The sequence below is a fragment of the Neobacillus sp. PVCKKU3 genome, from assembly GCF_058323225.1.
Genome location: NZ_JBLVQN010000001.1, coordinates 69,037 through 82,774, shown reverse-complemented (window position 1 = coordinate 82,774; position 13,738 = coordinate 69,037). Strand labels below are relative to the sequence as shown.

The following is a 13,738-nucleotide window of genomic DNA, read 5'->3' as shown; positions in this document are numbered from 1 at the left end:
GAAGAATGTATTTTTTATACCAAGCTTTGCTAAAGTGATTCATTTATGCGTCGCTCCGCCCCTTTTCCACTAAATGATAAACATCGCATCGCCAAAGCTGAAGAAGCGGTAACGTTCCCCAACGGCTGTATGATAAGCTCGCAAAATATTTTCACGGCCAGCCAAGGCACTGACCAGCATAATTAGTGTGGATTTTGGTAAATGAAAGTTTGTAATCATGCCATCGATGGCTTTAAATTCGTAACCTGGGTAAATGAAAATACTTGTCCAGCCGCTGCCTGCCTTGAAATTGCCATCGTTTGCGGAAGCAATTGTTTCCAACGTCCGTGTTGAAGTGGTTCCGACCGTAATGATCCTGCCGCCGTTCCTTCTTACCTCATTAAGAAGCTCAGCCGTTCCTTCGGTCATTATATAAAACTCAGAATGCATGTCATGCCCTTCAACATCATCCACACTTACCGGCCTAAAGGTACCGAGACCAACATGTAAGGTGATAAAGGTAACATGGACCCCTTTTGCTTTAATCTCTTCCAATAGTTCTTCCGTGAAATGGAGGCCGGCCGTCGGCGCCGCTGCCGACCCCGGTTCGCGGGCATAGACTGTCTGATAGCGATCCCTGTCTTCCAACTGCTCTTTTATGTATGGCGGAAGCGGCATTTCGCCGAGCTGGTCGAGCACCTCGTAAAAAATTCCCTCGTAGCTAAATTCCAAAATACGTCCGCCATGGTCCGAGGTTCCAGTGCAAACAGCTTTTAAAAGACCATCGCCGAACTCGATTTCGGTCCCTTCCTTCACACGTTTTGCAGGCTTTACTAAGGTCTCCCATCGGTCACCTTCGGCCTGCTTTAGGAGCAGCACTTCAATTTTGGCGCCAGTATCATTTTTGACACCAAAAAGGCGTGCAGGAAGAACCTTGGTATCATTAAGGACAAGGCAGTCTCCCTCACGCAAGTATTCAGTAATATTTTTAAACACTTCATGCTTTATGTCGCCTGTTTCTTTATTTAGGACCATTAATCGGCTATCCGTCCTGTTTTTAAGCGGTACCTGCGCAATTAATTCCTCAGGCAAATGGAAATCAAAAATATCAACTTTCATAATTTAAACATCCCTACTCTTAACGAAATCTTCCCATGATGTAAAAAATCAGGGATAACACAATACTAACCAAAATGGAGGTAACCACAGGGAAATAAAAGGTAGTATTCCCCTTTTTAAAAACAATATCCCCCGGAAGCTTACCGAGATGCAAAAACTGCATTAAAAAACCGATTAGAAAAAGGACTCCGCCTATGATCATAATTGTTTTCGATAGCCCCGTCACGGTGAAGGTACCTCCATGCCGAAATGATGATAAACTTTAGGGGTGACCATCCGGCCCCTTGGAGTTCTCTGAAGAAAACCAATTTGCAGCAAATAAGGCTCATATACATCTTCAATTGTTTCTGCCTCTTCTCCGATGGAAGCAGCAATTGTGTCCAGTCCGACAGGGCCTCCGCGAAATTTTTCAATAATCCCCTTTAAGAGTTTATGGTCAATATGGTCAAGGCCAAGCCGGTCGACCTGCAAAAGTTCCAATGCTTCCTTGGCCAGGTCAAGATTGATGGAACCGTCCCCTTTTACCTGGGCAAAATCCCGGACGCGTCTAAGAAGGCGGTTGGCAATCCTCGGGGTCCCACGAGCACGTTTGGCAATTTCTCCGGCCGATTGGTCATCAATTTCCGTATCGAACAATTCAGCCGTTCGTTTAACGATATTTTTAAGCTCATCCTCTTTATAATACTCGAGCCTGCCCAAAACTCCAAATCGGTCACGGAGCGGGGCTGAAAGCGCCCCAGCCCTTGTAGTGGCACCGACAAGGGTAAACGGCGGAAGGTCGAGGCGCACCGATCGGGCGGTCGGCCCCTTCCCGATGACGATGTCCAGGCAAAAATCCTCCATCGCCGGATATAAAACTTCTTCAATGGACCTTGGGAGCCGGTGTATTTCATCAATAAACAATACATCTCCCGGTTCAAGAGCAGTCAAAATCGCAGCCAGATCACCCGGACGTTCAATTGCCGGCCCGGACGTGGTCCTGATATTGACGCCCATTTCGTTCGCGATGATGACAGCAAGCGTCGTCTTACCGAGTCCGGGCGGTCCGTAAAGGAGGACATGATCCAAGGTTTCTCTCCGAAGCTTTGCAGCCTTGATAAAAACCTCCAGATTCCCTTTCACCTGATTTTGCCCGATGTATTGCTTTAATGTCTGCGGCCTAAGACTTTGTTCCAAGCTTATCTCCTGCTCGTTTACTTCACCGGAAATAATCCGTTCTTCCATAAACCATCACCTATTTCAAAAGCCGTTGAAGGGCCTTTTTGATATATTGGTCAGTTGTCAGCTGTTCCTTTCTTAATTCAGGGGAAATCTTTTTAACTTCTTTATCGGAGTAGCCCAAAGCTTTTAAAGCAAGTACTGCTTCCTCAAATGCCTCGCCGCCGTCCTGTGTATGTACTGGAAGTGTATCCGCATTGAAAAGATTCGGAAAATAATCCGGAACGATATCCTGTAATTTCCCTTTTAAATCAAGGATCATTTGCCGCGCAGTTTTTTTGCCGACCCCAGGGAATTTAATTAAAAAGCCTTCGTCCTCATTTTCAATCGCGTTGACCACCTGCTGGACCTCGCCTGATGCCAGGATGGCAAGAGCCCCTTTCGGCCCGATACCTGATACATTTAACAGCTTTGTAAAAAGCCTTTTTTCCTCACGAGATTCAAAACCATACAACGCCATGACATCTTCCCGTACATAGTGATACGTATAGACCGTCACTTTGGTTTCGATTTTTCGTGAATAAACGAACGGATTTGGCGTGGCAATCTGGTAGCCGATGTCATTGTTTTCGATAACGATATATTCTGGACCGACAAACTCAACGGTACCTTTTATAAATTCAAACAATCTGGTTCTCTCCCCTAGTTTCCTGCTGTGCTTACACACTGTATTCCATTCTATCATACAATTTTGGGTGAGTTGAAGAAAATCGGTCCGTTTATTTGATTCGCCAATAGAATTGCGAAATCCGCCAATAGAATGTTTAAAATCGCTAATAGAATGCTTAAATCCGCTGATAGAACGTTAAAATTAGCCAATAGAACGTTTTTCTTTTTAAAAAACAGGTAAATATTTCAAAGTTAACGAAAAAAAATCAGGCTGATCACTTAATTTCAGACTGATTTGATTCCTTTTTATTCTTTTTTTATCGAATATGGCTTAAATGTCTCCAAAACCTCGACATATCGATCTTTGTTTTTAATAGGAATTCCTTGAAGCAGTTCTTTTTGCGCCTTGCTTTCGAGCTTTTTGATGTCTATTTGAAAAAACGATTGAATAATCCGCGAGCGGTCAGGTCTTCCATTAAAAATAGTTAAGACGCCGTCATCAGTAATTCCAAAATAGCCGTTTCCCTTTAATAACGGGGAAATATCATCGACCTGCTGTTTAAATACTACAGTTGATTCATCAATACTCAAAACCTGCCATTGGTCATACTTTGCCCAAAAGTTTTCCATGGACCAGACTGTTTCCTGGAATGTTTCTTGACTGATTTCACCATCAAGGTAGACTCGTTCTAAAGTCACTGTCATTTGCAGAGGTTCGGTATTTCTTTGGTCATTGAGCTGGGCTGCTGTGACAGTGCTTGTTCCACCAAAGACTTCTCCTCCTATTAAGAGAATAGCAAACCATGACCACGACAGCATTTTTTGTTTGAACCTCATGCTAATCACCTCTTAAATGTTAAGAATTGAACATGTTTACAATTCTAGTTTAGCCTTTTTTTCCTTTTTTATCCGAACTCAAACAATACAAAAGGGCAAAGCATATTTTTGCTTTGCCCCTCAATTCTATCGGCCATTAGGCTCTGGCTGTGGAAGTTCGTTGTTATGATTGCGGTCCCGTCCTAGAGAACCTTCATCGGTGATAACGTTTATGCTTCTTCCTTCAGCATATTTCTTTACCGCCTTCTTGATTGCCCGCTTAGTTTCAGCCGCACGGTCTTGGTTGTTTAGTTTTACCGAGATAATCACCTGATCACCGAAAGAAACCGACCTTATGCTGCGAACATTATCGATATCGGCTACCCTGTCTCTAATTTGATCTGTCACCTGCTCTTGAAATCCTGGATCAGTCACTGTTCCAGACCCTATAGGTTTATTCAAGTGGCCGTGGTAATTCATATCCGCCGTACTGAAACGGTTATCTCGCTGGAAAAAATTCCGGTCAGTTTTGGCTAAAGGTGTTGTAGGATTTTTCGGATTCCCATTTTCATCTTTTGTTTGCAGCGCATTACGTCTGTTTTCATTAATCTCGTTGTCCTCGTCGCCAATTGTGTGATCCAATACTTCCGGTAAGGCACCGTCATTATCCCTTAAGTACCCATAATTATTATCGGAATGGTTTTCATTGGAATAATAACCAACCGGCCGCATCAGATTATTATTTTGGTCGGAGCTTTTGTTGTCGTTTGCACAGCCAGCTGCACCCATTAGCATTAGGGCAGAAAAAGGAATCATCCACTGTTTCTTGTTCAAGCGAAAAACCCCCTTCTAAACATCCTGAGCATATGAAGCATGCTCTTTATTAGGGTGTTAAATTTAAGGGAGTTTCATTCTCGTAGAACAGCTACATGATTATTCCAAAAGGTCCTTTAATTGCTCCACAAAGTTTTTTCTGTCAGTAAACTGGCCGACGGATAAATCAATAACCTGCTTTAATTTCGTCTCATCAGAATAAGATTTTTCCCTAATAATCCGATTCCATTCCCGAAAAATATCTGCAGGATATGCTAAAGCATATAAAAATGCGGGCTCTCTTTTGTATTTCTTCATTTGAGTATAGGTTAGCAAATTGTCGTAGGACCAATCGATAAAAGGCAGAATTCGATTTGCATATTGTAAATAATCAAAAACCGGCGGTCCAATATTAATCAAATCAAAATCAATTAAATGCAGTTTACCTGTTTTGTCCCGTAAAAAATTATGATGGGCAACATCACCATGCAATATCACATCGGCTTCGTTATGAAAAAAAGTTTGTTGCTGTTCCATTCCTGTTAAAGACCAATACGCCCACGACACCATTTCCGAGACAAAAGGCTCCTTTATAAAATGGCGAAGGAAGGGAAGATTATTTAAAAATAAATGATACCTTTCCGTCCATTTTGCCAGAATATCTCCATTCGGCAGCAATGTGCGATACCTTTTTTCAAAAGACTTAGTCGTATCATGAAATTGTTCAATTAGGTCCAATCCTTCTTGGCGGTTACTGCGGGTATGAAAAGAAAAGGCGGATTTATTTGCGGAAAGATATTCGAGACAGCCATAATGGGTTCCTTCAAAATATAACTGTTCCTTTGAGGGAGGTTCTAAAAAACGATAGGTTTTCTTGAATCCCTCTTTTCTCAGCGTTGCAGTAAAAGCCTCCTGCAATTTCAGCTTTCGATGGTTCGAATACCCTTTAAGGATATAGCTTTGTTTTTTCGTCTTGATTAAAAAAACATTCCCACGAATTGGAACAAATTTGTTTATTTCACCCTGAAACTGTGACTGAAAATAAGAGAAGAGACGATCAAAATATGCATCGTCTCCGTTTCCACTTCTTATATTAACTGCTCTCATCAGGAAAACCCGTCATGCCATAGCCTGCCGGCCCCATTCCATAAGGGTTCATAAATGGCGGCTGGGCAACATTTAATGGTGCTGTATATGGCGCACTGTAAATTGGCGGGGTCGGTGGAACAAAAGCTTGTGGTGCTGGTGCTTGAGCGGGTGCTCCGCAGCCGCAGTCAGCCAATGCTCCTGTTCCTACTGGCAGACCCTGTGCAGGATTTTGCATGAATGGTGCTGCAGCTCCTTGCACCATATCGTCTGACGATGGGAAATCCATTGCCCCCATTACCTGAGGGGCCGGCCCAGACATTTGCGGATAACCGTAGGGCAATTGTCCATATGGTGCTCCCGCTCCGTAAGGAACGCCCGGTGCCTGGCCGCCAAATGATGCTTCAGGCCCAGCATGCATGGATGTACCCATTTCCATTCCTGCCGGATAACCTCCTTGTTGAGGAACTCCCGCTGAAGTAGGGCCATATCCGACTGGCATCTGCCCATATCCTGCAGGCATTTGGCCGTATTCCATTGGCATTTGACCATACCCTCCAGGCACGTGGCCATATTCCATTGGCATTTGGCCATAACCAACTGGCGCCTGGCCATATCCTGCCGGGACTTGACCGTATCCAACCGGGGCCTGGCTGTATCCTGCCGGGACTTGACCGTATCCAACCGGAGCCTGGCTGTATCCCGCAGGCATCTGTCCAAAGGCTGCCGGGTCCATGTAAGTTGTTTGCATAGCCGGATTGAATCCTGGGTTTTGAGCGCCCATAACAGCACCTGGGTTATAGCCCGGATTTACAGCCGGCATATGCGGCATGAAGGCTGACGATTCATCATCAAAATGATATGGCATATAGCCTGGGCCTGCAGCTGCTGGATATCCGGCTGGGCCCACCGCACCCGGTACGCCTGCCATTCCAGGAACACCTGCCATACCTGGTGCCATTGGCATTCCAGCGCCACCTGCCATACCCGGATCCATCGGCATTCCAGGACCACCTACCATACCCGGGGCCATTGGCATTCCTGGACCACCTGCGTACGGTGTATACGGCCCTGCAGGGAAACCACCGTATGGCGGACAGAATCCCGGTCCAGGCATGACCGGAGTCATCGGTACACAATAATCCTGCGGCATTTCTTGTACAGGAGCAACAGGTGCTGGAATAGGAATTTCTTTCTTTGGAACTTCTTTTACTTCTGGAAGAATATTTACTGGTTTTGGCGGGAGATTCGGTTGTTCTTTAACCGTCATTTTTTGCATGTTCACTTGGTAGTAGTTATTGATGTCAATTTCAGGGACGACTTGTAGAGGCATTTTTGGAGTATATGGTACTTTTGGTACTTCTTTGATTGGCTGTTCTTTAATTGGCATTTCCTTAATCGGCACTTCTTTGACTGGCATTTCTTTAATCGGTATTGGTTTCTCCTTGGCAAATGGGTGTTCTTTCAGCGGAACCTCTTTTTTCGCTCCTAAATTGATTGCGCCTTCTTTTTTTATGGATCCGCCAGCTGTCGGAACCTTTATTTTCATACCGGGCATAATCATATCAGGGTTGCTGAGCTGTGAATTCAACTTCTTCAGCTCTTCAAAATTCACGCCGTACTTCTTGGCGATCTTCCAAAGAGTATCCCCTTTCTGTACGATATGGATCTTCACTCTGATTTCCCTCCTATGGCATAAGTCCATATAGTGTATGTGGAAATAGGCAAAATGCTAATATTCTTCACAAAAACTTATGCTATATTTTGAAGAATTATGAATAGGACCATTGCAGGGTAAAAAAAATAGATGCAATCCCTGCATCTATTTCATGAGTGGTTTAGCATTCTCTTTAAAGCTAATTTTGCGTTTTTCGCAATCTCTGAGCTCACTTTAATGATATTATTGTTATTTTCGTCCTCAATGGTATCAAGGCTCCACACAAGATGCGGAAGGTCAATCCGGTTCATCGTCAGGCATGGGCACATATGAGGGTTTAGAGAAATAATCTGCTTATCCGGATGATTCTGGATTAAGCGGTTAACAAGATTCATTTCTGTACCAATGGCCCATGAAGAGCCTGGTTCCGCCTTTTCAATCGTATTAATGATAAAGCTTGTTGACCCGGCCAAATCGGAAATTTCTACAACATCAAGGCGGCATTCCGGATGGACGATGATTTTCATGCCTGGATATTGTTCTCGTGTGTCAATCACATTTTGCACCGTAAAGTTTTCATGGACCGAGCAATGCCCCTTCCATAGGATGACTTTAATTTTTGAAAAATCACCCTGGTATTCGAGGCTGTCACTGATAGGATTCCAAATCGCCATTTCATCCAAGCCAACCCCTAGCTCGACAGCTGTGTTCCGCCCAAGATGCTGATCCGGCAGGAAGAGAATCCGCTCCTTTTGTTCAAATGCCCATTTGACCATTGTTTCAGCATTGGAAGAAGTAACGGTTGCACCTCCGTTTGCACCGACAAAGGCTTTAATGGCTGCAGTGGAATTGACATAAGTTAAGGGCAGAATGGTGTCTCCAAATAAACTTTGGAGTTTATCCCACGCTCTTTCAGTTTGGTTTAGGTCGGCCATATCGGCCATTGAGCAGCCGGCCCTCATGTCAGGCAAAAATACCTTTTGACTTTTGCTGGTTAAAATATCTGCTGTTTCCGCCATAAAATGGACTCCGCAGAAAATAATGAACTCTGCTTCTGTATTTTCAGCCGATAACTGCGCTAATTTGAGGGAATCCCCAGTTGCATCGGCAAATTGAATTACTTCATCCTTTTGATAATGGTGTCCTGGTATAAACAGACGGGAGCCGTATTTTTCTTTTACTTCCTTAACACGCGCTTCGAGCTCCTCGCGGGACATTTGCTTGTATTTTTCAGGAATCATTTTATTTGCCTGGAAGGCTGCCAAAATGCTCATCTTATTCCTCTCCTTTGCTCCATAGCACTTTTACACTAATATCTAACGCTTTATAGGAATGAGTCAAAAATCCTAGGGAAATGTAATGAACGCCTGTGTCTCCATAGGAAGCAAGATTGCTCAATTGAATCCCGCCCGAAGCTTCAGTGATAATTCCCGGCGGCACCAATTTAATCAGCTCTTTTATTTCATCAGGTGTCCGGTTGTCAAACATGATGACATCTGCACCGGCTTGGACGGCTTCTCTTACCTGCTCCTCGGTTTCAACCTCTACTTCCACCTTCACCATATGACCGGCTTGTTTTCTTACTGCCTCCACTGCACTAATGATGGAGCCCGCAAACGAAATATGGTTATCTTTAATCATCACAGCATCATACAACCCAAAGCGGTGATTATAGCCGCCTCCAGAGCGGACTGCATATTTCTCCAGCATGCGGAGCCCCGGCGTCGTTTTCCTTGTGTCGCAAATCCTTGTAAAATCGCTATTAAGAGTTGTCACGGCTTTGTTGGTAAGCGTTGCAATCCCGCTCATCCGCTGCACCAGGTTCAAAACAACCCGTTCCCCTTTTAACAAGTCGGAAATTTTCCCGGTGACGGTTGCCAGCTGCTGTCCCTTTTCGAATGGTTCCCCATCCTTTACAAGAACCCGGGTTAAAAGATCCTGATTTAATAATTCGAATCCAGTTTTAATAATTTCTTCCCCGCAAAAAATTCCTTCATCCTTGGCAAGAAAAACGATCTCGCCTTGCGTACCATCCGAAAAAATTAAATCTGTCGTGATATCCTGTTCGCCGATATCCTCGATAAAAAAGCTTTCAAGTAGTGAGCGCAGTTTTAATTTGTTCATGATTCCTCTCCACTTCTTTTTTTGTATGAATGATGGATTTCTGAAGCCAAATTTCATCATCCTCGGCTGGGTAATCGCTTCGGAAGTGCCCGCCGCGGCTTTCTGTCCTTTTTAGGGCTGATTCTGTTATCAATTTGGCTGTAATTAGCATAAAGATTTTTGTTAATTCTTGTTTTGAAAAAAAATCAATTGTTTGCAATTCATCGATTTTAAATTGCTCAAGCCACTTTTTTTGATTTGTTAAGGCAAGCTCATTGCGGACTATACCTACTTGGTCCATCATCGAATCTTTTATTTGCTGGATGGATGGCAGCTTTAGTTTTTTATGGGTGTGCCTGCTTTTGGTTGTGACTGAGATTGCTGAAATGATTTCTGTCGGCGTTTTATTAATCCATTCCGCCAGTTTTTTCCCTTGATACAGTCCTTCCAGCAAAGAGTTGCTGGCCAGCCGGTTGGCTCCGTGCAGTCCTGTACAAGCCGATTCCCCAATGGCATACAATCCTTGGATGGATGTGCGGCCAATAAGGTCCGTTTTTATTCCCCCCATTAAGAAATGGCTTCCGGGAACAACTGGAATTTTCCCTACAGTTAAGTTAATTCCATTGTTTTCACAAAGCTCGGTGATAGTAGGGAATCTTGTCTCAAAATCTCTTACATTTGTTATATCTAAAAATACTTTATGGCCATTTTTCAAATAGTCATAGATGGTTTGCGAGACAATATGTCTTGGGGCAAGGTCCTTGAAGGGATGAACTCCTTCCATAATCGGCGTGCCTTCCTCTGTTATAAGCTTTGCCCCTTCTCCTCTCACCGCCTCAGAAATAAGGCCTTTAGTTTCACCATTGACATATAAAAGCGTCGGATGAAACTGAATAAATTCCATATCGATAATGTCAGCACCGGCCCGGTAAGCCAGGGCGATCCCATCACCATTGACTGTTTGGGCATTGGAGGTATAGCGATACAATTGCCCGCAGCCGCCAGATGCAAGAATGATGTGGCTGGCAAAATGCACTTTGAGGATACCTTTTGAGTCTTTAACTTTTACCCCAATACAGCGGTTGTTTTCAGGGTTGATAACCAATTCATATGCAAAGGCGTCCTCTTCAACCGTGATATGTGCTTTAAGTGTGCTAATAAGGTGCTCCACGACGTTCTTACCCGTCGCATCACCGCCGGCATGGACAATTCGGTGTTCACTATGGGCGCCCTCCATTCCAAGCAGCAATTTCCCCTCTGAATCACGGTCAAATACCTTGGAAATTTCTTGTATTAGGTTAGGTGCTTCATAAATGATTTCTCGAACAGCTTCCGGGTCATTATGAAACGCCCCCGCCTCCAAGGTGTCCTCTACATGTTTTTCCGGATGGTCTGCTGGTCCGATGGCTGCGGCTATTCCGCCTTGGGCAAGGTAAGAGTTTGCTGTTCGTAATTTCGACTTTGTGAGAACTCTCACATTTTTATGTTCACTTAAGTGGGCAGCCAGCTGTAAAGCCGCTATCCCGCTTCCAATAATTACAACATCTGATTTTGTCATTGTTTGACCCTCCTGGATTAACAGGTGTCTTGACATATATATTTACACAGAATTACACTAAACACAAGATATTTTTCTATTAAACTTTAGGGAGAGCGGATATGAAATATTTTGATTATGCTGCCACCACCCCGTTGGATCCGGAAGCTGCAGAGATTTTTGTAAAGGCATCGACCCAGTTCTTTGGTAATTCCAGCAGCCTCCATGATATCGGGGGACAATCTGCCGCATTGCTTGAGCATTGCCGGGGAGAAATGGCCCAGCTTTTGGGCGTGGATAAACAGGGATTGTTTTTTACAAGCGGGGGTTCTGAAGGAAATTTTTTAGCTATTGAGGCATTATTATCCGCCCCAAAAAAACCTGGTAAACATATCATTGCCGGAATGGCGGAGCACTCGTCCGTCCATGGAATCTTGAAGCGGCTTGAAAAAGATGGTTATTCTATTACCTATTTACCGTTCAATTCATCCGGGATGATTGATCCTGAAAATCTATTAAATGCCATCAAGCATGATACCATTCTTGTTGCCATTCAGCATGTTAATTCTGAAATAGGCACCATCCAGCCTATTGAACAGCTTGCGAAAATATGCACTGGACACGATATCCATTTTCATACCGATATGGTCCAGTCCTTTGGAAAAATCGATATACGAAACATGACTCCTTTGGTAAGCAGCTTTTCTTTTTCCGGACATAAAATTTATGGCCCAAAAGGAATTGGAGAAGCGTATGTTAATCCAAAAATTGGATGGAGTCCGTTTTTTCCGGGGACTTCTCATGAAAAAGGATTTAGGCCCGGCACGGTGAATGTGCCAGCAATTGCCGCGATGACCACCGCAGCCCAGAAAATTACGGGCAAAATTAAGGAGAATGCGCGAAGATTTGTTGAACTCCGGCACGCATTTCTTAACGCCCTTCAACCTATCAGTGAACGAGTCCACGTCTATCAGGCTGAAGGTGATTCACAGCTGCCGAATATCATCGGCATGCGGATTACCGGCATCGAGGGCCAATGGATGATGCTCGAATGTAACCGGTTGGGCTTTGCAATATCAACCGGAAGCGCCTGTCAGATTGGCATGCAGACGCCAGCGAAGGTCACCCAGGCATTGGGGCTGACAATTGATGAATCCAAGGAATTTATCCGGATCTCATTCGGCCATCCCACAACGATGAATGAAGTCGAAGCTTTGGGCGCAGGGATATTGAAGATTGCCAATGAATTTGCGGTCTCATCTGTTATTTAATTAGTCGATATTATGTTAGAATAGGTTCACAGATATCAAATGGGAGGGTTTTTATGACGGAACAAAAGAAAATCTTAGGGGAGGAAAGGAGGACCCTGATATTAAAACTGCTAAAGGAAAGTGCTTCGCCTCTAACTGGAAGCGACCTTGCTGCCAGAACTAATGTAAGCAGGCAGGTCATCGTAGGCGATATCACTCTCCTTAAAGCGAAAAATGAACCGATAATTGCGACAAGTCAGGGGTACTTGTATTTTAGCCAGACTCCCGGCGCCCATGTTTACGAAAAAACAATTGCCTGCCGCCATAACCCAGAGGACACGGAAAAAGAGCTGTATATTTTTGTTGATCATGGCGTGACCGTAAAGGATGTTAGAATTGAGCATGCTGTTTACGGGGACTTAACAGCTTCGATTATGGTTTCGAACCGGCAGGAAGTGAAGCAGTTTATCGAAAGAATTCGCAGCAATAAGGCAGCTTTTTTATCGGAGCTGACAGATGGCATCCATCTGCATACAATTACTGCCTCTAGTGAGGAAGCAATAACTCGTACGGAAGTTGCCATGAAGGAAGCAGGATTTTTGATGGAATATTAAAAGGACTCGTCGGTGGACGGGTCCTGATTATCCCTTATAGTACTAATTCATCTCAACCATTACCGAGGGATAACTCCCCAACAGCTTCACGCCGCAGCCCAATGCTTCCAACTCAGCCATGGCCCCTGGAATTAACACTTCATCAAGCTTCATTTCTAAATCAATAATGAAAAAGTAATTGCCGATACCGGTTTTCATTGGTCTAGACTCTATTTTCGAGAGGTTAATTCGTCTCCACGCAAATGCAGACAGCACCTGATGCAGCGCACCTGCCTGGTCTGATGGAAGAGTAACCATTAAGGTCGTTTTATGGTGAGCTGACCCGCTTAATCCCTTTAATTCGGTTTGTTCTTTTGCCAAAACAACAAATCGAGTATGGTTATAATCAAAATCATGGATATTTCTGCGGACAATTGAAAGGCCGTATTCCTCCGCCGCGAGCTCATTAGCGATGGCCGCAATATTAGCCTCAGGTGCTTCCATCACCATTTTTGCAGCCGCCGCTGTGGATGACACACTTTCAAACGGAACACCTTTTAATTGCGTATGTAAAAATTTATGGCACTGGGCAATCGCATGCGAATGGCTGTAGACTTTTGAAACCTGCTGCCAGTCCGAAGCATTTGAAGGATGAACCATTAAATGCTGCTTAATCGGAAGCGTAATTTCGCCAATAATCGGAAGATCGACTTCCTGGGTTAAATAATCAAGGGTAATATTGACGGATCCTTCGAGGGCATTCTCAAGCGGAACAACAGCGAAATCCACTTCCTGGTCAACAACAGCATCCATGCATCCCGGAATCGTCTGAAACGGTATATGTTCAAATCCCGAAAAAACTCTTCTAACGGCTATCTCTGTGAATGTCGCCTTTGGTCCTAAGTATCCTACCTTCACTTTTCTCTACTCCCTTTCTAAAAAAAGCTAGGAGCCGGGA

At 44.2% G+C, this 13,738-nt stretch carries 14 protein-coding genes; 2 read left to right on the top strand and 12 right to left on the bottom strand.

Translation table 11 applies throughout. The annotated features are described in order from the left end of the window. Positions 1 to 69: 69 nt before the first annotated feature. The 11 genes from queA to nadB all read right to left on the bottom strand — a co-directional run bounded on the left by queA (position 70) and on the right by nadB (position 10,958). Positions 70 to 1,098, bottom strand: a complete 1,029-nt coding sequence (gene queA / locus ACNQGS_RS00415) for a tRNA preQ1(34) S-adenosylmethionine ribosyltransferase-isomerase QueA (protein ID WP_491485635.1) — start codon at positions 1,096 to 1,098, stop codon at positions 70 to 72. 19 nt (positions 1,099 to 1,117) lie between these two features. Continuing rightward, positions 1,118 to 1,300 carry a DUF2905 domain-containing protein gene (locus ACNQGS_RS00410; RefSeq protein ID WP_491485807.1) on the bottom strand — a complete coding sequence of 61 codons (183 nt, stop codon included), beginning with the start codon at positions 1,298 to 1,300 and terminating at the stop codon, positions 1,118 to 1,120. Between the two features lie 20 nt (positions 1,301 to 1,320). Continuing rightward, positions 1,321 to 2,322 carry a Holliday junction branch migration DNA helicase RuvB gene (gene ruvB, locus ACNQGS_RS00405; protein ID WP_491485634.1) on the bottom strand — a complete coding sequence of 334 codons (1,002 nt, stop codon included), beginning with the start codon at positions 2,320 to 2,322 and terminating at the stop codon, positions 1,321 to 1,323. 10 nt (positions 2,323 to 2,332) lie between these two features. Next, positions 2,333 to 2,944, bottom strand: coding sequence for a Holliday junction branch migration protein RuvA (ruvA, locus tag ACNQGS_RS00400; protein WP_491485633.1), 612 nt, complete (start codon positions 2,942 to 2,944; stop codon positions 2,333 to 2,335). A gap of 287 nt (positions 2,945 to 3,231) precedes the next feature. Beyond that, complete coding sequence (locus tag ACNQGS_RS00395) at positions 3,232 to 3,762, bottom strand: intercompartmental signaling factor BofC (protein ID WP_213144731.1); 531 nt, start codon at positions 3,760 to 3,762, stop codon at positions 3,232 to 3,234. Positions 3,763 to 3,888: 126 nt separating this feature from the next. Continuing rightward, on the bottom strand, positions 3,889 to 4,575 hold the full coding sequence (locus ACNQGS_RS00390; protein WP_491485632.1) for a YhcN/YlaJ family sporulation lipoprotein: 687 nt from the start codon (positions 4,573 to 4,575) through the stop codon (positions 3,889 to 3,891). A 99-nt stretch (positions 4,576 to 4,674) separates the two neighbouring features. Then, positions 4,675 to 5,661 carry a phosphotransferase gene (locus tag ACNQGS_RS00385; protein WP_491485631.1) on the bottom strand — a complete coding sequence of 329 codons (987 nt, stop codon included), beginning with the start codon at positions 5,659 to 5,661 and terminating at the stop codon, positions 4,675 to 4,677. Continuing rightward, the gene (safA, locus tag ACNQGS_RS00380) at positions 5,648 to 7,315 is read right to left on the bottom strand and encodes a SafA/ExsA family spore coat assembly protein (protein WP_491485630.1); all 1,668 of its coding nucleotides are present in this window, start codon (positions 7,313 to 7,315) and stop codon (positions 5,648 to 5,650) included. The genes ACNQGS_RS00385 and safA overlap by 14 nt, the downstream gene beginning before the upstream one ends. Positions 7,316 to 7,467: 152 nt before the next feature. Continuing rightward, the gene (nadA, locus tag ACNQGS_RS00375; protein WP_491485629.1) at positions 7,468 to 8,571 is read right to left on the bottom strand and encodes a quinolinate synthase NadA; all 1,104 of its coding nucleotides are present in this window, start codon (positions 8,569 to 8,571) and stop codon (positions 7,468 to 7,470) included. Between the two features lies 1 nt (position 8,572). Continuing rightward, the gene (gene nadC / locus ACNQGS_RS00370; RefSeq protein WP_491485628.1) at positions 8,573 to 9,421 is read right to left on the bottom strand and encodes a carboxylating nicotinate-nucleotide diphosphorylase; all 849 of its coding nucleotides are present in this window, start codon (positions 9,419 to 9,421) and stop codon (positions 8,573 to 8,575) included. Further along, a complete protein-coding gene (nadB, locus tag ACNQGS_RS00365) occupies positions 9,390 to 10,958 on the bottom strand; it encodes an L-aspartate oxidase (protein ID WP_491485627.1) in 1,569 nt (522 codons plus the stop codon). Before nadB ends, nadC begins: the two co-directional genes overlap by 32 nt. Before the next feature lie 101 nt (positions 10,959 to 11,059). Here nadB and ACNQGS_RS00360 point away from each other — a divergent pair, with 101 nt between their 5' ends. After that, the gene (locus tag ACNQGS_RS00360; protein WP_491485626.1) at positions 11,060 to 12,208 is read left to right on the top strand and encodes an IscS subfamily cysteine desulfurase; all 1,149 of its coding nucleotides are present in this window, start codon (positions 11,060 to 11,062) and stop codon (positions 12,206 to 12,208) included. 53 nt (positions 12,209 to 12,261) lie between these two features. Beyond that, a complete protein-coding gene (locus tag ACNQGS_RS00355; protein ID WP_491485625.1) occupies positions 12,262 to 12,801 on the top strand; it encodes a transcription repressor NadR in 540 nt (179 codons plus the stop codon). A gap of 42 nt (positions 12,802 to 12,843) precedes the next feature. On the opposite strand, the gene pheA is transcribed toward ACNQGS_RS00355, so the two are convergent. Continuing rightward, the gene (pheA, locus tag ACNQGS_RS00350) at positions 12,844 to 13,698 is read right to left on the bottom strand and encodes a prephenate dehydratase (RefSeq protein ID WP_491485624.1); all 855 of its coding nucleotides are present in this window, start codon (positions 13,696 to 13,698) and stop codon (positions 12,844 to 12,846) included. Positions 13,699 to 13,738: the final 40 nt, after the last annotated feature.

Excerpts from the sequence above, each read along its gene's own strand:
- ACNQGS_RS00395 (WP_213144731.1), bottom strand. The coding sequence starts at position 3,762 with ATGAGGTTCAAACAAAAAATGCTGTCGTGGTCATGGTTTGCTATTCTC.
- ACNQGS_RS00360 (WP_491485626.1), top strand. The coding sequence starts at position 11,060 with ATGAAATATTTTGATTATGCTGCCACCACCCCGTTGGATCCGGAAGCT.
- nadA (WP_491485629.1), bottom strand. The coding sequence starts at position 8,571 with ATGAGCATTTTGGCAGCCTTCCAGGCAAATAAAATGATTCCTGAAAAA.
- ACNQGS_RS00410 (WP_491485807.1), bottom strand. The coding sequence starts at position 1,300 with ATGATCATAGGCGGAGTCCTTTTTCTAATCGGTTTTTTAATGCAGTTT.
- ACNQGS_RS00385 (WP_491485631.1), bottom strand. The coding sequence starts at position 5,661 with ATGAGAGCAGTTAATATAAGAAGTGGAAACGGAGACGATGCATATTTT.
- queA (WP_491485635.1), bottom strand. The coding sequence starts at position 1,098 with ATGAAAGTTGATATTTTTGATTTCCATTTGCCTGAGGAATTAATTGCG.
- ACNQGS_RS00355 (WP_491485625.1), top strand. The coding sequence starts at position 12,262 with ATGACGGAACAAAAGAAAATCTTAGGGGAGGAAAGGAGGACCCTGATA.
- nadB (WP_491485627.1), bottom strand. The coding sequence starts at position 10,958 with ATGACAAAATCAGATGTTGTAATTATTGGAAGCGGGATAGCGGCTTTA.
- nadC (WP_491485628.1), bottom strand. The coding sequence starts at position 9,421 with ATGAACAAATTAAAACTGCGCTCACTACTTGAAAGCTTTTTTATCGAG.
- ruvB (WP_491485634.1), bottom strand. The coding sequence starts at position 2,322 with ATGGAAGAACGGATTATTTCCGGTGAAGTAAACGAGCAGGAGATAAGC.